Genomic DNA, 20,629 nt, shown 5'->3' with positions numbered 1-20,629 from the left:
GGGATGGGGATGGAGCTTCCCTCCGAGCTGCGCACCCTGTTCATGGTGCTCACCGGCTCGGAGTGGCCCACCGCCGACGAGGACCGGCTGTGGGCGCTGGCCGACGTCTACGGCGTGACGGCGGAGCAGCTGGAGAACGAGCTGCCGCAGCTCGTGCTGCGCGTGAAGAACAAGGTCCGGGAGAGCTTCGACGCCACCGCCGCGGACTTCTTCTCCGACTCGGTGGACCAGTTCACCGGGGGTGAGCGCAGCTACCTCCAGCAGGGCGCCGAGACCACGCGCGGCCTGCAGGAGTACCTCAGCAACGCGGCCACCCAGGTGCAGTACGCCAAGTGGATGATCATCGGGCAGCTGATCCAGCTGGCCGTCGAGATCGCCTGGGCCATCGCCATGGCGCCGAAGACCTTCGGCCTGTCGCTGCTCAAGATCCCCATCTTCAAGGCCATCACCCGCACGGTGATCCAGCGGGTGATGTTCCGGCTCCTCTCCGAGCTGGTCCAGCAGATGATCATCAGCCAGATGTTCGCGCTGACCCTGGACGCGCTGATCCAGCGCATCCAGATCGACAAGGGCTACCGGGACTCCTGGGACAAGAAGCTCACCGAGGACGCCGCCAAGGGCGCGGTGCTCGACGGGGTGTTCGGCACCGCCGCGGCGTTCGGCGGCAACGCGCTGGCGAAGAAGTTCGACGACCTGCTCAAGAACTCCGCCGGGCCGGCCATCTCCAAGAACCTGGACGAGGCCTTCGACGGCACCGGCCCGGCCGGCAAGGGCCTGGCCGACGACATCGGCGACATCATGGGCGACGAGGCGAACCAGCTGCTCGTCCCGTTCGCCAAGGAGGCCGGGGACGGCTGGGCCACGCCGATCGCCGCGCAGCGGTTCCGGGACCGGATGGGCGACGCGTTCGCCGACCGGCTGGGGTCCAGACTGGGCCGCGAGGAGGCCGACCGGCTCGGCCGGGAGTACGCCGACGCGTTCGCCCGGCACTGGGGCTCCAAGGAGCTGGGCGACAGGCTCGACGAGGTGCTGGGCAAGGCCGGCGGGCTCAGCCCGCAGCTGCGCGACGCGCTCGCCCGCGGCCTCCCCGACGGCGTCCGGGACGGCCTGGCCTCGACCGGTTCCACCTGGAAGAGCATGCTCTCCCAGTACAGCTCGCAGGCGATCGCCAACGCCGCCCAGGGAACGCTCAGCGAGGGCTTCTTCAACCTGCTGTTCAGCGACGAGAAGACGTTCTCCATCACCTGGCTGTCGGCGGTCTCCGGCGCGGTGTCGGGGGCGGTGCAGCAGGGGCTGACCCAGGGCGGCATGGCCCTGGTCGACAAGCTCAACGCGCTCTCCCTGGGGGCGGACGGAGCGGACGGACCGGACGCCCCGAAGGACACCGGGGACGATTCGTCCACCCTCGCGGGCGACCCGGCCGGGGGCGGGGAGAAGACCCCGGACCCCTCCGGGACGGACGATGACGCCACCACCCTGGCGGGCGATTCCACCGGCGACGGGAACGGCGGCGACGGGGAGGCGCGGGACTCCTCCGGGAAGGACGACGGCGAGAGCGGCGCGGCCGACGACGAGGAGCGGGACGGTTCGCAGGAGGACGGCCGGAACGGCACCGCCGACGCCGCCGCCGACGACACCGCCACCGACACCGTCCCGCCCCCGCAGCAGGTGCCGACCTCCTCGGACCAGAAGGCGACGGGAGACGGGCAGGACGGCGAGGCGGGCTCCGGCTCCTCCGCCGGCGACCGGAGCGCAGCGGGGAAGAACGAGGACGGCGCCCCGGAGCAGAGCGGCCTCCCGGCGCACGAGGAATCCCAGGGGTCTCAGAACACACAGCAGACCGAGCAGGACGGAAACGGGGCCGCCGCGATTCCGGACGCCGACCAGAGCACCGATCAGGACACCGATCAGGACAGCGTGCACAACGGTGCACCGGCCCCCGCCGGATCGGACGGGCGTTCGGAGCAGTCCACCGAGCGTCCGCCAGGCACGCAGCAGCAGACGGCGCCTCCGGCAGAGCGGCCGGGCGGCGACCCGCAGAACCGGCAGGACGCACCGAAGCCGACCACCGAGCAGCAGGCCGGCACCTCGGAGGACGCCCCCTCCACCCGCGCCGCCGACGACGGTTCCGAGACCCCCGCCCCGTCCGAGCGCCCCGCTCAGGACGGCGAGGCCGAGCAGAACGACGGCCCCACCGGGGCCAAGGCCTCCCAGGACGACCGCCCCGCCGGAGACGAGACCACCCAGGACGACCGCCCCGCCGGAGACGAGACCGCCGAAGACAAGACCGCCGGCACGGAGCAGACGCAGGCGACCGGAACCGGCACCCCCGTCACCGTGGCCCCGTCCCAGGCGGGCACGGGGGGACAGGGGGCCGCCCAAGGTTCCAACCAGGGATCCGGCCAGGGCGCCTCCTCCCCCGCCAAGCAGCACCCCGGCGCGGGCTCCCCGGCCGGCGCCCAGCCGTCCCGGTCCACCGGCTCCGACGGCGCCGAGAGCACCGCCGACCGGTCCGGGAAGGGCGAACAGGGCACCGACGTCCCCTCCTCCCCCGAGCGGACCGGCACCGAGAGCCGGACGGACGAGCCCGGCGCCCGGTCCCCGAACGCCCAGCCCCCGAAGGACGGCCCGTCCCCCCTGGCCGACCTGCCCGCCCCGGTGCGCACCGAGATCGGGCGGACCCTGGAGCCGGAGGGCTCCGCGCGGGACCGCGACGACGCGGCCGCCCTGTTCAACGCGGCCTACGACCGCGACGTCCGCGGCCGGTCCGACCAGGACGTCCGGGCCGGCCTGCCGCCCCGGCTGCGCGACCGGCTCGACGACGCCGTCCGCCGGTGGACCGCCGACGGCCGCCTGGCCGCCGCACTCGACCGCGCCGAACAGGGCGGCGGCGGGGCGCCGCGCCGCCCGGAGCCCCCGCGTCCGGTCCGGACCGAGGGGGAGGCCCGGGACGGCGGCCCCCCGCCGGCCCCGCGCCGGTTCCGGGCCGCCGCACCGCCCAAGCCGAAGCAGACCCCGACCCAGAGCACGGGCACGGGCACGGGCACGGGCACGGGCACGGCGAAGGATCCCGCCGATACCGACCCGACCACCACCGACCCCACCGCGCCCGAATCCGCGGAGTCGCACGAGATGACCGTGCTCTCCACCGACCGGACCGGGGACGGCGCCGAGGACGGCGGCGGTCCCCCGCCCCAGAGCGAGTCCTCGCAGAACCTGCAGGACCGGCCCGAGCGGCAGCGGACCGAGGACTCCGCCGACGCGGAGGAGCCGCCCGGGGACGACCCCGGCAGGGAGGAGGCCGCACGGGAGACCCCGCCGGCCGACGAGGGCGCCGTCCCGCTGCTGGACGCGCTGGCCACCGCCGGCCGCCCCGGCGAGGGCGGCTACGACAAGGTGCGCCCCGGCTCGGGCGACCCGGCCGGACGCTGGGCGGACGGGCTCGCCGCGCACCTGGAGGCCGACGGCCGGCGGCTCGCCGACGGCGAGCGGGACCGGCTCGCCGGCGAGGCCCGGCGCGACCCCGGCGGGTTCTTCGCCCGCGAACGCACCGTCGACGTGCGGGTGGTCGGCGCCGACGGGGGCGCCGGAACCGCCCGGTTCCGCACCGGGCACCGCTGGCGGACCTCCCCGGACTCCGCACCCCGCGGCAACACCGTCCACGAGAGCCGCGGCAAGACGGTGTCCGCCGGGACCCAGCAGTCCACCAAGGCGTTCAACCCGGCCATGCCGATCACCGTGGTGGGCGAGATCGCCGGCCAGACCGGGCTGATCACCCCCAAGGTGAAGACGTCCATCGGCGTCCGCAAGCGCGGGATGGACTTCCAGGCCTTCAGCGACCACAAGCACAAGCGCGGCGTCGACGCGGACGGGGACGGCGCCTCCGAGTTCACCGCCGACACCACCGTCCGCGAGGTCGGCGGCCCCCGGGACGGGGGCGGGTTCACCGTGCGGGACACGGTCCGCGTCGCGCTGCCCGGCCGCCCCTCCGCCGGCGGCGGGCAGGGCACCGCCCCGCCGGACCGGATCGGGTCGGGCGACCGGAACGGCCCGGTGCTCACCCGCGCCCCGCGGTTCACCCGCACCCTGGCGGTGCAGGACGTGCGCGGTACCGGGGACCAGGGCGGCGAGGGCGCCGACCGGGGCGGGGAGCGGTGGCGGTCGCTGCTCGACGCGGAGTCCCTCAAGGAGGCGGCACCCCTGCTGGACCAGGGGGAGGTCCTGGTCCGGGAGCACACGGAGGTGCGGCGGAAGCGGTTCGGCGGCGAGGCGCGCGTGCTCCGGGCCGAGGTGCACGGCGGCCCGGTGGGCTACCGGCGGATCGGCCCGGCGGTGCTGGACGGCAGCGCGTTCAGCGACACCGACAAGTCGTCGGTCTCCTCCTCGACCACGGCGACCAGGACGAACAAGTACGACCTGGGCGCGGGGCTCGGCGTGACCGGCACCGTGTCCGCACCGGAGAGCGCCACCAAGGTCCGGGTGGGCGGCGAGGCCACCGGCGGCGGCCAGTGGTCGGTGAAGAAGACCCGCGGCACCGAGCACGCCTCCGAGCGGGCCCGGGGCTCCGGCACCGAGGGGCCGGCCGCGCTGTACGAGGTCACCCGGCGCTACCGGGTCGTCCACTCCGACGGCGGCACCGAGGAGATCACCGTCGTCACCCGGGACCTGCTGCCGGTCTCCGACGCCGCCGAGCTGAAGCGGGCGACCGACGGCCCCGACCGGGACGGCGGCACCGGCACCGCGGACACCGGTGCGAACACCGCCGGGGACGCCGCCGGGGACACGGCCGGGGAGGAGACCGCCGGGGACGCCGCCGGGGACACGGCCGGGGAGGAGACCGGCGCGGAGGGCACCGGGGACACCGCCGGACAGGCGCCCCGGGAGGACGGCGGGTCCTCGGCCGACCCCCCGGCCGACACCCCGGCCGACGCTCCTCCGGAGCGGCCCGGCGGCATGGACCTGGACGGCGGTCGGGTGCGCCACCTCGGCGAGGCCGTCCCGGTCCGGCTCCAGGGCGGCGACGGAACGGTCCGCGGCGCGGACGGCGACCCGCACGTGCTGCGGGTCCGCGAGCGGCTGCGCGACACGGTCCGGGCCCGCTTCCCCGACCTGGTCCTGCCGCCCGGCGAGAACCCGCCGCCCCGGAGCCGGTGGAAGGTGCCGTGGCTCGGCTCCGACATGCGCGAGCTCAACACCCGCGCCATCGACGACCTGGCCGCGCGGATCACCGCCGAGCCGGACGCGCTCATCGGGGAGGGGGTCTCCGTCCGGCTGCTCACCGGCGGGCTGCGCAACTTCCTGATGCCCGCACCGGGCCGGTTCAAGGACTTCCTGATCAACACCACGTCGAAGTGGACGGACACGTTCAGCGGCGACGTGCGGGACGGGGCGAACTTCGTCCGGGTGGTGCTCACCGCCTCCCCCACCGACCCGGTGCACCAGGGCGGCCGGGACGACGGGAAGCTCTCCTCCTCGCTGGGCGGGACCACCGGCATCGGACTCGGCCGGCAGCGCGGGACCGGCTGGTACGGGCAGGCCGCGCTGGGCGTCCAGGGCCGGTTCGGCAGCACCCCCTCCGGGCTGCCCCGGCACATCGTGGACGGCGGGCTCTCCTACCGGTTCGACCGGGAGCACTCGGTCCCGCTGTCCGGCACCGCCAACGGCGGCGTCACCGGCGGCTCCTCCGCCTCCGGGCGGGTGGACGCGTGGAGCCTCACCCTCAACCTGGAAGCGAAGGTCGGCGACGGGGACCCCGCGCAGCTGTTCGACTCCCCCGCCGACGAGCCGCGGCTGCTGGTGGAGACGCCCCGCACCAGGCCGGTCCCGGGCGAGCCCTCCCCCGCCCCGGACGGGGAGGACGCCGGGGCGCTCACCCGGGACGCCCGGGAGCGGCGCCGCGAGGCCGAGGAGGCCCTCCGCGAGGCCGGCGAGAGGGAGCGCCGCGCCGAGCAGGCGGAGAAGGACGCCGAGGAGGCCCGCGGCGACGCGGAGCAGGCCCGCGGGGAGCAGAGGGATCTGCGGGCCGAGCACAGCTCGCTGAAGGAGCGGGCCGAGGAGGACGCCGAGCGGGCCGGAGCCGAGCGCGAGAAGGCCGAGGCCGAGCGGGAGAAGGCCGAAGCAGAGCAGCGGAAGGCCCAGGCTGAACGGGACAGGGCCGAGCAAGAGCGGCAGAAGGCCCAGGCCCAGCGGGAGAAGGCCGAAGCAGAGCGGCAGAAGGCCCAGGCTGAACGGGACAGGGCCGAGCAAGAGCGGCAGAAGGCCCAGGCCCAGCGGGAGAAGGCCGAAGCAGAGCAGCGGAAGGCCCGGACCGAACGGGACAGGGCCGAAGAAGAGCGGCGGAAGGCCGGGGAGGCCGGGCGGCTGCGCGACGAGGCCGCCGCGCGCGCCGAAGCGCTCCGCCGGGGCCGGGCGCTCTACGAGGAGCTGCGGCGGCAGGCCGATGAGGCCCGCGGCGAGCAGGAGCGGACCGCCCAGCGGTGGCGCACCGCGAGCGAGGAGCTGTTCGCCGCCGAGGAGGCCGCCGCCCGCGGCGAGGGCGACGGGCCGCGGCGGGCCGCCGACCAGGCCCGGGGGCTGCGGCTCACCGACCGGCTGGACTCCCTGGGCAAGGAGCTGCACGCCGCCGAGCGCCGCGCCGAGGAGGCGAGGCGCGAGGCCGACGCCGCGCAGCGCCGGTTCGGGCGCGCCGAGCCGCGCCCCGACAGGGCCGGGGGCCGGGACCAGGACGCCGAGCGGCGCCCGGAGCGGAGCGGCGGTGCGGAGCACGGAGGCGACACCGCGTCGCACCGGTCCCGGCGCGCCGGCAGGCGGGCCGAGGACCTGATCGCGGAGGCCGAGCGCCGCGCCGAGGAATCCCGAAGCCGGGCCGAGGACGCCGAGCGGCGGGCCGCCGAGGCCGAACGCGGGGCCGAGGACGCCGAGCGCCGCGCCGAAGAATCCCGGAGCGGAGCCGAGGGCGCCCAGCGCCGCGCCGAGGAGTCGCGGGGCCGGGCCGAGGACGCCGAGCGCCGCGCCGCCGAGGCCGAACGCGGGGCCGAGGGCGCCCAGCGCCGCGCCGCCGAGGCCGAGCGCGAGGCCGGGGGCGCCCGGCGGCGGGCCGAGGAGGCCGGGGGCCGGGCCGCCGAGGCCGGGCGCCGCGCGGACCGGGCCGAGCGGGACGCCGGCGATTCCGGGAAGAAGGCCGAGGACGCGGGGAGGAAGGCGGAGGAGGCCGCCCGGCGGGCCGAGGACGCCGAGCGGCGGGCCGAGCAGGCCGAGACCGCCGCGAACCGGCGGAGCGAGGAGGCCCGGGAGGCCCGCACCCGGTCGGACGGGGCCGTCGACCGGGCGCGCCGGGCCCGGGAGGAGGCCGCCGCGGCGCAGGGCCGCGACGCCGACCGGAGGTTCGCCGAGCGTCGGGACCGGCGGATCCTCGACGAGGGCTCGCGCCTGCTGGACGACATGCCGCACGCCCCGGTGAACGCCGACGGCGACGGCCTGTGGGGCTCGGTCCGGCGGCTGCTCGGCCAGGCCGTCGGCTTCGACGCGGCGGCCCGGTCCGGCCCGGCCCTGCTCGACCAGCCGCGGCTGCTCACCTCCGCCAAGTCGCTCGCCGCCAACGGCGACGACCTGCGCAACGGCGGCCTGCCGGTGCAGGCCCAGTACGAGAGCGCGCTGACCCGCCGGGGCAACGTGGACCTGCTGCTCAGCGCGGAGCGGCTGAACATGCGCACCTCGCACGCGCTGCTCGGCGGCGGCATCGACCTCACCTACAAGGCGGAGACCGAGAAGTCCGGCGGCACCGGGAAGAGCGACGCGCACCTGCTCTCCTTCGGCCTGAAGGGGCAGGGCGCGCCCGACCCCGACTCGGCCAACCACAACCGGCTCCGGGGCATGTTCGGGCTGCGCTGGACCGGCAAGTCCGGCACCGGCCGCGCGGACAGCGCCACCTCCACCGAGGAGGAGCAGATCGGCCTGCCCGGCAGCACGGTGCGGGTCGACGGCGACGGCCGGCTCCGGGTGCGGGGCTCGGAGCGCCGCCGGTGGACGCTGGCGCTGCCGATGCCCTGGCAGACCAGCAGGGACCGGCAGGAGGACGTCGGCGCCGGCCCGCTCGACGCCCAGGGGCGCACGGAGAACGCCTCGGAGTCCCGGCACCGGGTGCTGGACCTGGCCATGCGCGGGCTGCTGCGCGGCACCGAGGGGCTGGACCGCCGGCTGCGGGAGGCCCGGGAGGCCGGCCGCGGACTGGGCTCCCTGCCCGAGGGGGCGACCCGGGGGCACGCGCTCAACGGCGTGGACGTGCAGCGGGCGGTGGACGGCATCAAGGCCCGGGTCCGCGAGAGGGGCTACGAGCTCACCGAGCAGAGCGTGCACGACATCCGGGTGGCGCTCTCCCGCAACCACTCCCGGCCCGCCATGCGCGACCTGCTCGGCGAGGGGACCGTGGTCCAGGTCCGGGCCAAGGGCGGGGTGCGCTCCGGCGGGGCCAGCCACGGCGGCTGGATGCGGATCAGGCTGGTCCGGGAGCCCGGGGCGGACGGGACCGGTCTCGGCCCGGTCGAGGCCGGCATGACCTCCACCCGCACGGTGACCGGCACCGACGAGCAGAGCGACTCGGCGTCCAGGCAGAACAAGGCCGGGGTGGTGTTCGGGCTGGACGGGGGCGGCCACCCGGTCGGCGCCGGGGCGCCGGACGCCGGCGGCGACCCCACCTTCCCGGAGAACCGGATCCACGTGGTCAACGTGCAGGGCCCGGTCCCGGTGGCCGAGTTCGGCACCGAGACCGCGAAGGCCTCCGCCGCGTCGACGGCGGACAACCGGGAGCGCACCGTGGACGCCCCGGGCGTGCACGCGGAGACCCCGGTGCGGCTGGAGTTCACCCTCGGCCTGGAGGGCATGACCGACCGCTCCCTGGACACCGTGCCCGGCAGGGTCGGCGGCGTCGGGACGCTCAAGGAGATCGTCCCGGTGGGCGCGCTGGAGCCGGCCGGCCCCGGGCAGGAGGGGGCCGGGACCGGGGAGGCCGGCGGGCAGGGCGCCGGGACCGGGAGCACCCCCGGGAACACGGCCGGAGAGGGCTCTGGGACCGCCGGGGCCGAGACCGGCGGGACCGGGGCCGAGCAGGGCGGCGACGGGCGGGGGAGCCCGGAGAAGGTCCCGTTCGACCTGCCGGTCCCGGAGGGGGTCGCGCACCGCCCGATCGCCGACGCCCTGGTCCGGGCCGGCGCCAGGGCGCTGGGCTGGAGGCCCGCGGACGGGCGGGACACCGTCGAGGCCGCGACCGGCTTCCTGCGCGGCGGGCGGGCCGCCGCCCGCGCCGACGTGCTCTCGGCCGCCGCCGGCGAGCAGCGGCTGCGGACGGGCTTCCCCGACGCGCAGCGCGGTCCCGGCGCCCCGCTGCTCGACCGCAGCGGCCCGTTCGCCGTGCCGGGCCTGGACGTGTCGCTGAACGTCTCCGCCCTGAAGAGCGGCGCGAAGATCATCGACGTCTCCGCCTCGGCCGGCTCGGACGGCTACGTCCAGACCGCGCGCCGCGAGGAGAGCACGACCACCCGGTCGGACGGGGCCACGGTGCCGATGTCGCTGGACATCACCGGCGCCACCGGCACCGGCGGCGAACCGCGCAGCGGCTTCAACGAGAACTCCCTGTTCATCACCGGCGGATCGGGGACCTCGGGCGCCCTGTCGGCCTCCTCCGCCGGGGACAAGCAGGCCGTGACCTCCCAGGGCACCGAGTACGGGCAGGCCGCCCCGAAGGCCGCCGGCTACCTGGTGCGCATCCCGCTGGACGCGGAGGTCAGGGCGGAGGACACCGCCACCGAGGGGCCGTTCGGCCTCCCCCTGCGCCGGTCCCGGACCGAGACGGTGCGCACCCACGCCGACGTGTGGCTCACCGAGGGCCAGGCCGCCGAGCTGGGGCTGCTCGGCCCCGATGCCAAGGACGCCTGGGAGAAGACCGCCGAGGCGCAGCAGAAGACCGCCGACGCGGAGAAGGCGCTGAGCGACGCGCTCGACCGGGAGCTCGGCCTGGACCGCGAGGCCGGCTCCGACGCGGAGCGGGACGCCCGCCGGGCCGCCGACCTGCTGGCGCTCTCCCCGGACCTGGACCCCGCCGAGTGGAGCGGGAACGCCCGGGACGCCGTCGCGGCGGTCCGCCGCCACCTCGGGCTCACCGAGGGCGCGGCCGACCGAGGCTGGAGCCGGACGCCCGAGCAGGAGAAGGCGGACCGCGAGGACGCCGAGCGGCGGCTGGCGGCGCTCACCGACGAGGACCGCCTCGACCCCGATCTCCGCAAGGCCCTGGACGACCTGGTCGAACGGCGCGGCGAGCTGCAGAAGCGGCTGGGCGGGCAGCGGGACGCGCTCGACGACTACGCGGACAGCCTGTCCCGGGCCCGCGGCGGCGCGCAGGACGGTGCGCAGAACGGCCGGCGGGGCGACGGCGGGAACCGCACCGGCGGAGACCGGGACGGCGCGCGGAACGGGCGCGGTGAGCGGAGCGGGCCGAACGAGCAGAACGGGCAGAGCGGGCGGAGCGAACGGGGCGGCCCGCAGGACCGCCCGCAGCGCACCGGCCGCTCCCTCGGCGAAGACCCGCAGAACGGCGCGAAGGACGGCGCGAAGGAGGACGCGAAGGAGGACGCGGGCCCTTCGAAGCAGCGCCGGTTCCCGGCCGCCGCCCCGCCGAAGCGGGTCGGGACCCAGTCCTACGAGATGACCGACTTCTCCTCCCAGGCAGAGTCCTCCACCGCACAGCAGAACCAGGGCGGCCTGCGAGGACGGCGGCACGACCTGGACCCGATCCCGGAAGCGGAGGAGAACCCCGAGACCGCCCAGGAGACCGAGACCGCCCAGGAGACGGAGACCGCCCATCAGGAGGCGGAGGACTCCGACGCCTCCTCCGTGCGGAGCGAGACGGCCCCGCCCCCGCCCGTCGACCGCGGCACTCGCGGCCTGCTCGACGCGCTGACCCGCGCGGGCACCCGCGACCAGGGCGGGTTCTCCGGCGTGCACGCCCCGCGCTCGAGCGCGGCGGCGGAGACCGTCCACACCGTCCGCGAGCGGATGCGGCGGAACGGGTGGTGGCCGACCCGCGACGGGCTCCGGCTGCTGCAGGACGCCGCCGAGCAGGGGCCGCGCTCCTCGGAGCAGAGCGGCCGGCTCACCGTCGCCGTCCCGGTGGAGTCCGCGGACGGGTCGCGCCGGGGCACCGTCGACGTCGAGCTCTCCCGGGTGTGGCGGGCGGCGGACGGCGCGACCGGGCGGCCCACCACCACCTACGAGGACCGCGCCAAGAGCACCGGGACCGCCTCCCAGCAGTCCCGCAAGCAGGTCAACATCACCGCCCCGGCCACCGTCGTCGGCAAGATCATGGGCAAGGTCGCCCTGCTCGACGTGAAGCTCAAGGTGCTGCTGGCGCAGCGGCAGCGCGGCACCCAGTACCAGACGGCCGCCGAGACCAGGACCAAGCGCGCGGTCGACGCCTCGGGCGACGCGGCCGAGTACACCGCGGACACCCGGATCCGGCTCACTCTCCGGGAGGAGGGACCGGGGGGCGGCTCCACCGCCCGCGAGCGCGCCGGCGCCGCGCCCGGGGAGGGGGGCGACCGCCCGCTCCGCGACCCCGAGGCGACCGTGTCCGACGTCCGCCGGGTGACCCTGCCGGGCCGCGTCGCGACCGGGGACGGCGTCCCCGCCCTGCCGGACGCGATCGGCGCCGCCGGCGGCCCCGTGCTGCGCCGGGCCCCGCGGTTCGCCCGGACACTGGCCCTGCTCGGCCCCGGCGGGGACCGGACCGGGACCGGGCTCTCCACCGCGGACGCGGCCGGCTCCCGGCACGACCTGGCCCCGGGCGAGCGGGACCGGCTGGAGCGGCTGCTGGCCCCGAACGGCGTCAAGGAGGCGATGGCCCGGCTGGACCGGGGCGAGACGCTGTCCCTCCCCTACACCCAGCGGGAGTCCGGGCGCACCGGGTCCAGGGAGTGGCTGAACAGCGCCGAGATCCACGGCGGTCCGGTGCACTACCGGAAGGTCGGGCCGGTCCTGGAGGGCAGCTCGTTCAGCGACGGGGACAAGTCCTCGGCGTCGGCGTCGGCCACCGCCAACCGGAGCGGGAAGTTCGAGGTCGAGGCCGAGGGCGGCGTGATGGGCACCGTCGACCCCACCCCGGGCGCCACCGCCCGGGTCGGCGGCTCCCTGAAGGGCGGCCACCAGCGCACCGTGAAGCAAGGCCGCTCCACCGACCACGGGGCCGAGCGGAACCGGACCGCGTCGGCGGAGGACCACTCCGCGCTGTACGAGGTCACCCGCCGGTACCGGATCACCACCACCGAGGGCGTGTCCCGGACGGTGGAGACGACCACCCTGGACCTGCTCTCCGCCGAGGACGCCGCCGAGCTGACCGGTCCGGCCTGGGCCGACCCGCCGGCCGGCGCCGAGCACCCCTCCCCCGGCGGGCTCGGGCTGGACCGGGGCCGGATCACCGACTTCGGCGAGGCCCACCCGGTCGGCCTGCGCTGGGGCAACGGCGACCTGCGCCGGGAGGCCCCGGGCGGGGAGCAGGACGGCGGGCAGGGCCGGCAGGAGCCCGGCGCCACCCCGGCCGGGGACATCGCCCGCCGCGTCCACGAGGCGGTCCACCGGGCCCGGCCGGACCTGGTGCTGCCGCCGGGCGAGCGGACCGGCGACCGGCCCGGCGCGTGGAACCGGCTGTGGCGCAAGCGGGACACCCGGCTGCTGAACACGATGCGGCTGTACGCGCGGATCGAGCGCGCGGCGGTGGAGGCCGACGCGCTCTCCGGGGAGGGCGTCACCATCGACCTGCGCCCGTCCGGGTTCACCAACCTGTTCCGGCTCGGGCCGGGCCCGGCCCGGCAGGTGCTCAGCGGGCTGGGCATGATGTCCGACCGCAGCTCCCAGGATGGCGCGAACCACTTCAGCGTGCGGGTCGGCGCGGACTTCACCGACGGGGTGCACCGGGGCACCCGCGACTCGGGGAAGCTCTCCTCCGCGCTGACCGGGAGCGCCGCTCTCGGCGACGCCACCGAGCACGGCCGCAAGGCCGCGGTCGAGGGCGGCTTCAAGGCCCAGTACCGGCACGGCCAGACCCCCGCGGACATGCCCTGGTTCATCACCGAGTTCGGGGCGACCGACCGCGCCGAGTGGGGATGGACCCGGTCGGCGCAGGACGGCGGCAAGGGCGGGGTGGAGGCCGGCGCCGGCTCGTCGGGCCCGGTGGACCGGTGGAGCTACACCGCGGATCTCCGGATCTCCCTGGCCGGGGGCGAGTCCCAGGCCCTCTACCGCGGGGCCGGCGAGGGCGACCCCCCGCCGGTGCTCCTCGTGGAGACCCCGGCGGCCCGGGAGGTCCCCGGCGAGCGGCGGCCGGTGGACGGCGGCGGTCGGCCGCGCCCCCTGAAGGCGCTGCACACCGAGGCGAACCGGCTGCGGAACGGCCTGTCCGCGCTGAAGCGCCTGCCCGGCAGGGAGGACGCCGCCGCGGAGGCCGACCGCACCGCGCGGGCCGCCGAGGAGGCCGCCCGGGGGCTCCGCGAGGAGGCGGGCGAGGCCGCGCGGCTCCAGGGCGAGGCCCTGGAACGCGTCGACCGGGCCGAGGGGCGCCTCCGGGAGGAGCAGCGGGGCCTCCCGGAGGCGCGGCGCGGCCTCACCCGGGCGTGGCGGGGCATCACCGCCGCGCAGGACCGGGTGACCGAGGCCGAGGGCAGGCTCGCCCAGGAGCGGCGGAGGGCCGAGGCGGCGCCGGGGCGGCGCACCCCGGGCGAGGCGGCCGGATCCTCCGGTGACCGGCGCGCCCCGGGCGGCCGGGACGGCGGCGCGGCGCAGGAGAGCGGGGACGGGATCCGGCGGGCGCAGGACGGCCTCCGGGAGGCGGAGGACGGACTCCGCGAAGCCCGGGACCTGTTCCGGCAGGCCCGGGAGGGGCTCCGCGACCGGAACGAGCGGGTCCGGCAGGCCGAAGAGGACCTCGCCGAGGCCCAGGGGGACCTGGACGGCGCCCGGGAGCGGCGCGAGGCCGCCGAGGACGAGGCCGACGGCGCCGAGCAGCGGGCCCGGGAGGCCCGGGACCGGGCGGACGGCGCCGACAGGGCGCTGCGGAACACCCGCGAGGAGGTCCGCCGGGCCGGGTTCGACGGGGTGGGCGAGGCGGAGGCCCGCTCGCGGGCCGCGCGGGCCCGGTCGGAGGTGCGCGACGCCGAGTTCCGCGCCGAGCGGGACCGGCGGATCCGGGAGGGCGGCGGTGACCCCCTCCTCGACCTGCCGCACGCGAACCGCTCCGCGCACGCCGACGGCCTGCTGGACGCGGTGGAGCAGGCGCTCGGCCGGGCGACGGGGTACGCCAGGGCGCTGTGGTCCGGCGAGGCGGTCGGCGGCCACCTGCGCACGCTCACCTCGCCCCGCTCGCTCGCCGCCGGATCCGACGCGCTGCACCGCGGCGGGCTGCCGTTCCGGCAGCAGTACGAGGACGCGATCACCAGGCGCTCCGACGTGGACGGGATGATCACCGCCGAGGACCGGGGGATGTCGGTCTCCGAGGCGTTCCGCGACGGCGGCCTCGACCTGACGGTCAAGACCGAGACCGAGCGCGCCGCCGGCAGCGGCCGGGCGTTCTCCAACAAGGCCGACGCCGGCCTGAAGTTCCAGGGCTCCCCGGACCGCGGCTCCCCGGTGTACAACCTGATCCGCGGGGCGCTGGGCGGCTCCTGGACCTGGAGCCGGTCCGACGCCACCGCAGAGAGCACCGGGTTCTCCGAAGAGGACAAGTTCAAGCTGGAGGGGAGCACCGCCGGTGTCTCCCGCGACGTGCGGTTCCGGTTCTCCGCCGACATCCGCGAACGGTGGAACATGCTGGTGAGCATGCCGTTCGAGCGGACCACCCGGAGCCCGGCGGACGGAGGCGCCGAAGACGGCGACGGGGGAAACGGGACCACCGGCCGCGAGGAGACCCGGTACCGCGTCATCGACCTCGCCATGAAGGGGCTGCTGCGCGGCACCGAAGGGCTGTCCTCCCGGCTGCGCACCGCCCGCGGCGCGCCGGAGGGCCTCTCCGCCCCCGCCCCCGGGACCGGCCGCGGGCTCTCCCTCGGCGGCCTGGACGTCGACGCCGCCGTCCAGGGGATCAAGGACCAGGTGGAGGCCGCCGGGTACCGGCTCACCAAGCAGAGCGAGCACGACGTCCGGGTCGCCCTCTCCCCCAACGGCGCCCGGGGGATGCGCCGGCCGCTGCTCAGCGAGGGCCTGGTGGTGCGGGTCCGGCTGCGCGAGAGGACCCTCGGCGGGCAGCGGTTCAGCGACGGCGGCTGGCTGCGGCTGCGGCTGGACCGGGGCGCGCCCGCCGCCGGCGCGGTGGAGTCCCAGATGACCTCCGAGCGCACCGACACCGACTCCGAGGAGCGGGGGACCTCCACCGCGGAGGGGAACAAGTTCGCGCTCTCCAGCGGCCTCGACGGCGGGGCGCGGCCGCTCGCCGCGGAGCCGCCGGCCACCGAGGGCGGCTCCCCTCAGCTGCCGTCGGACCGGGTGAACACGCTGGGCCTCAAGGGCCCGCTGCCCGCGCCGGAGCTGGGCACCGAGCACACCACCGCGTCCGCCGACTCCACCAGCGACAACCGCACCCGCACGGTGAAGGAACCGGGCGTGAACACCGAGTCCCGGCCCCGGCTGCTGTTCACCCTCACCCACGAGGGCGGCTGGAACGACCCCAAGGCCCCCATCGAGGGCGCGGTGGACGACGTCGGGGCGCTGAAGGAGATCGTCCCGGTCAGCGCCATGGAGACCGCTCCTCCGGGGCCGGCGGCCGAGGACGGCCGGCGGCCGGTGCGGCCCGAGGAGCGCCCCGCCGCCGTCCCGCTCAACCGGGACGCCGAGTTCCAGAACGACATGGAGGACGTCGGTTCCTGGTGGCGGAAACTGGTGCTGGGCCGCCCCTCCTCCGGGCCGGAGAACCTCCCGATGCCGGAGTCGATCGGTCCCGGCGCCGGTGACGCCCTGGCGGTGGCCGCCGCGCTGGCGAAGGGGTGGAGCCCCGGCGAGGGGACCCCCTCCCCCGACGCGGCGCAGACCTTCCTCAACGGGCGGCGCGGCGCGGGCGTGCGCGGCGGGATGCTCCCGGCGGCCGCCGGGGAGCAGGCGCTCCGCTCGCTCTTCTCCGCCTCCCAGGGCGAGGGCGGCGCGGCGCTGCTGAAGGGCGGGGGCGACGGCCCGTTCGACGTCCCGGGGCTGGACGCCCGGCTGTTCACCTCGCTGCGGCCCGGCGAGGGGCGGATCATCGACGTGGACGCGGACGCCTCGACCGAGCGCTCCGTGCAGACCCTGCACCGCGAGGAGAAGTCCGGGTCGCACGAGGGGGACATGGCCCAGCCGGTCTCCGCCGACGGCACGGCCGCGTTCGGCACCGGCACCGACCCGGCCCAGGACGGGTTCGCCCCGAGCGCGGTCTTCGCCTCGCAGTCCGCCTCGGGGAGCGCCGCACCGGGCGGCGGCGCGAGCGGCGGCAAGCAGGCCGCCACGACCGTGGACACCGACCACCGCGGCCCGGCCGAGAAGAAGGGCCGCTACCTGGTCCGGATGCCGATGGACGCGCTGGTGGTCGCGGACTCCCCCGGACACCGGTACGGGCCGTTCGGCCCGGTCCGGCACCACGCCCGCGCCGTCTCCACCGAGACCTACGCCGACGTCTGGCTGACCAGGGAGGAGGCGGAGGCCCACGGGCTGCTCGGCGGCGGCGCCGAGGCCGCGTGGGACGGGGTCGCCGCCGCGAAGCAGCGGGCCGCCGACGCGGAGAAGGCGCTGTTCGACGCGGTGGACCGGCACCTCGGGCTGGACCGCGACCCCCGCGGCGAGGCGGGGAGGAACGCCGCCGAGCACGCCCGCACCGCGATGGACCTGCTGGGGCTCCCCCCGAACCTGGACCCCTCGGACTGGTCCCCGGAGGTCCGGGACGCCGTCGCCGCCCTCCGCAGGCACCTCGGCGCGGGCCCGGCCGCCCCGGACGGCGGCTGGGACCGCACCCCGGAGCAGGAGGCCCGGGACCGCGCCGCCGCCGAGGGCGCCCTGCACCTGATCGACCGCGAGGCCGCCGCCGGGCGCCCGGTCTTCGACGACGGCGTCCGCACCGCCCTGCGCGACCTGGCCGAGCGCCGCACCCGGCTGCAGGAGGCGCTGGAGGGGCAGCGCCGCGGCCTGGACGCGCTCGGCACCGCGCTGGCCGGCGCCCGTGCCCCCGGCGAGACCGGGTCCGGCGGAACGGAGACAGGCGGGACCCAGACCGGCGGCGGCCCGGAGCACGGGGAGGGGACCTCCTCCGGGATCCGGGTCGACGCCGCGAGCCCGCCCGGCCCCGCCCCGGCGAACGGTCCGCACCCGGCGCCGCAGGGCGGCGGGGACACCGCCCGGCGGGACGACGGCTCTTCCCCGGAACAGGACGGCTCCCCCACCACGCCCGCCCCGGAGCAGGACGGCCCAGAGCAGGACGCCCCGGAGCAGGACGGCGCACCCGGTCCGCGGCAGGACCCGGACCGGTTCCGGGAGGCGCCGGTGCACGAGGGCCTGGCCGGCCCGGAGTCCTGGGCGCAGGCCCGGGAGAGCGCCCCGGTCGCCCGGGTCGGCGGGAACCGGGACACCTCCGGCGTGGAGGCCGCGCGGACCGAGGTGCTGGACGACCCGGACGCGGACGTGCGGAACCCGTCGGTGTCCGTCGCCGAGCACGGCTTCGACGTCCGCCGGATCCCGCTGCCCGACCCGGTGCCCGGCGGCCCGACGCACGTGCGCGAGCTGACCGTGCGGGTGCACTTCGGCCCCGGGCCCGACGTCTCGGAGCGGGAGGCGGCCGACGCCGAGCAGCAGTACCGGGCGCGGCTGGAGGAGGTGCTCAACCGCCGGTACCGGCTCCCGGGCAGCGGCGACCAGCTGCACGTCCGGGTGGAGTCGGTCGGCCCGGAGGAGGCTCCGCACACCCGGGTGTCCTGGGTGCACGACAACCCCGACCTGCCCGGCCGCAGCGACACCGCCGCCTGGCGGCTGGGGGACGGGCCGGACGTGTGGCTGCACGAGACCCTGCACGGGCTCGGCCTGCGCGACGAGTACGCCGACCCGCCGCAGGACGCGGAGAACGAGCGGCCCCCCGGCGCGCTCCGCCGCTCGCCGCGCTCCACCGCGGTGCGCGAGGCCGGCGGGTACATGGACGCCCCGCACGGCGGCGGGGACGGCGCGCCGCCGAAGGTCCTCGCCGGCTACCTGGAGGAGATCGAGGCGACGGCCGACGCCGCGTCCCGCTACGACGCGCCCGCCCGGCTGGCCGACCTGCCCGCCCCGGTCCTCCGGGAGCTGGCCGAGGCCCTGGACCCGGACGCGTCCTCCGCGCGGGACCGGAACGACGCCGTCGAGCTGTTCGGCGCGCTCTACGACCGCGACGTGCGCGGCCGCTCCGACGAGGAGGTCCGCGCCGGACTGCCGCCGCGCCTGCGCGACCAGCTGGACGCGACCGCCCACCGGTGGGCCGCCGACGGCCGGTTCACCCGGGCCCTGGACCTGGCCCGGCGGGCCGGGATGGAGGGCCCGCTCTCCGGGATGCCCCGGCCGGCGCCCGCGGACGGCCCCCCGGTGCGGGCCGCCGCGCCGCCCAGGGGCGGCTCCAGCACCTCCAGCGGCTCCGGCTCCACCGACGGAGCGCCCGGGGCCGACTCCGATACCTCCGGCGGATCCGGCTCCACCACCGCACCACCCGAGGGCGGTTCCGGTGCCTCCAGCGGGTCCGGCTCCGGCGGGGCGCCCCCGCGCCCCTCGGGGTCCGCCCCGGGCTCCGGCGGCGGACCGCCTGCCCCCGAGGAGGACTCGGTGGAGGAGAATGCCGGGGAACCGCACGGGAGCGGCCCCGCCGCGCCCGTGCCGGCGGCGGGAGCACCGTCGCTGGCCTCGGACTTCTTCTCCGCCCTCAATCCGCAGACCTCACCGCCCCCCGCCCCCTGACCGGAGCGCGGCGCCCCGCCCGCGACCGGCCCCATTCAGAGAGGAACCGAGACATGGCAGGAGAATCCGCGAAGGCCGAGCGGCCCGGAGCCCTGATGAGCTCGGCCGACCCCGCACCGGAGTCGGCCGCGGCGCAGCCGGGCCCGGCGTCCGCGCCCCGGCCGCCGGCCCCCGCCGGCCCCGCCGCCGCGGCCGCGGCGGCCGCCGGGACGGCTCCCCCCGCCGGCGCCGCGGCCGGGCTCACCGCCGCGCTGGGCCGGTTCGGCGCCCGGCCCGCGGTGGACGGCAAGGGCGCCGCGGACAGCGCGCACCGGCCGGGCAAGCCCACCATGGCACTGGCCGCCATCGCCGGCCTGATGCTGGTCGCCGCCCCCTTCGGCTTCTCCGAGACGGGCATGCGGCTGGCCGGCGCCGCGGGCGCCGCGGGGACGGAGGGCGGCCCGGCCGACGCCGCGGGCGCCCCCGCCGGGGCCCAGGTGCCCGCGGCGGGCGGCGGACCGGTGGTGCCCGGCGACGGCGGTGCGGGCGGCGGCCAGGACCCGGGCGGCTTCGTCCCGGACGTCCTGCCGCAGGCGCCCGGCGCGGTCGGCGAGGAGGACGGCGAGGACGGCGGAGGCGGCGGGGAGTCCGGCGGCGGGGGCGGCGAGGGCGGCTCCGGCCCGGTCGGCGAGGCCCCGGCGCAGTCCCTGGTCGACGGCGCCCCCGGGGAGGGCGAGGACGGCGAAGGCGGCGAGGACCGCGAAGGCGGTGCCGGCGGAGGCGGGGAGAAGGACGGAGAGAAGGACGGGGAGAAGGGCCCCGGCGACCGGCCCGGCGAGGGCGGGGAGAAGGACGCGGAGGCCGACCCGGAGAAGGGCGCCCCGAAGGGCGAGGACGGCCCCGGCGGCGAGGAGGGCGGCAAGGGCGGCGGCGCCGAGGCCCCCGAGCGGCCCGAGGAGAAGGGCCCCGGGAAGGGGGAGGGCGGCGGTGACGGCGGCTCCGGCGGCGGCGCCCCGGAGAAGCAGGACCCGCAGGCCGCAGAGGAGGGCGGCCCGTTCTCCACCCACCTGGACTCCTCCCCCGGCTCCCGGGACGTCAAGGACGATGGGAACTACGTCGCGGTGGCCGGACCCGGCTGCGACGACAGGGGCGCCTCCTACGCCCTGCACGGCGGCGGCATCGAGCGGACCGGCTCCTCCGGCTACACCGACCTCGGCTGCGACGACTCCTACGACGCCCTCCCGGTCAGCGGCGACCCCAACTCCTACGCCGAGACCGCCGCGACCTGGACGTTCACCCCGGGCACCACAAACGCCACCTGCGCGCTGCGCATCCTCGTGGTCAACGACGGCCACCCGCTGTGGGAGAGCGGCGAGCCCGCGCACTACGAGCTGTTCAACGGGGACCGGGCCGGCGGCGAGAACCGCGGCGTGTACAAGATCGGCAGGCCCGAGGGCGGCAACTACTGGGCGGTCACCGAGTTCGGCGACGTGAACCGGTCGTTCACCCTCCGGCTGACCAACACCGGCAGCGCCGGGAAGCTCCCCGCCTCGGTCGTCGAGGCGGAGTGCTGGTGAGCGGAGCGGCGGTGAGCGGAGTACCGGCGGCCGCCCGGACGGCGCCGGGGCGGCGGGCCCCCTGATGAGCACCGCACCGCTCCCCCGCGCCCCGGGCGGCGCGGGGC

Annotated in this window: 2 protein-coding genes; both read left to right on the top strand. The window is 77.8% G+C overall.

Annotated features, from left to right (window positions below; all coding sequences use genetic code 11):
- The first annotated feature begins 3 nt into the window (after nt 1-3).
- Nucleotides 4-18,966, top strand: coding sequence for a WXG100-like domain-containing protein (locus tag J0910_RS04880; RefSeq protein WP_420157313.1), 18,963 nt, complete (start codon nt 4-6; stop codon nt 18,964-18,966).
- A gap of 53 nt (nt 18,967-19,019) precedes the next feature.
- Nucleotides 19,020-20,522 (top strand): hypothetical protein, encoded by a 1,503-nt coding sequence (locus J0910_RS04875; RefSeq protein WP_420157312.1) that lies wholly within the window; start codon nt 19,020-19,022, stop codon nt 20,520-20,522.
- The last annotated feature ends 107 nt before the right edge of the window (nt 20,523-20,629 follow it).

This window comes from Nocardiopsis oceanisediminis, from assembly GCF_048595525.1.
Classification (GTDB): domain Bacteria; phylum Actinomycetota; class Actinomycetes; order Streptosporangiales; family Streptosporangiaceae; genus Nocardiopsis_A; species Nocardiopsis_A oceanisediminis.
The sequence above is the reverse complement of the archived record's forward strand: the minus strand, read 5'-3'. Positions and strand labels throughout refer to the sequence as shown.

What these genes read in the sequence shown, in the direction of transcription:
- J0910_RS04875 (WP_420157312.1), top strand. Translation starts at nt 19,020, where the DNA reads ATGGCAGGAGAATCCGCGAAGGCCGAGCGGCCCGGAGCCCTGATGAGC.
- J0910_RS04880 (WP_420157313.1), top strand. Translation starts at nt 4, where the DNA reads ATGGGGATGGAGCTTCCCTCCGAGCTGCGCACCCTGTTCATGGTGCTC.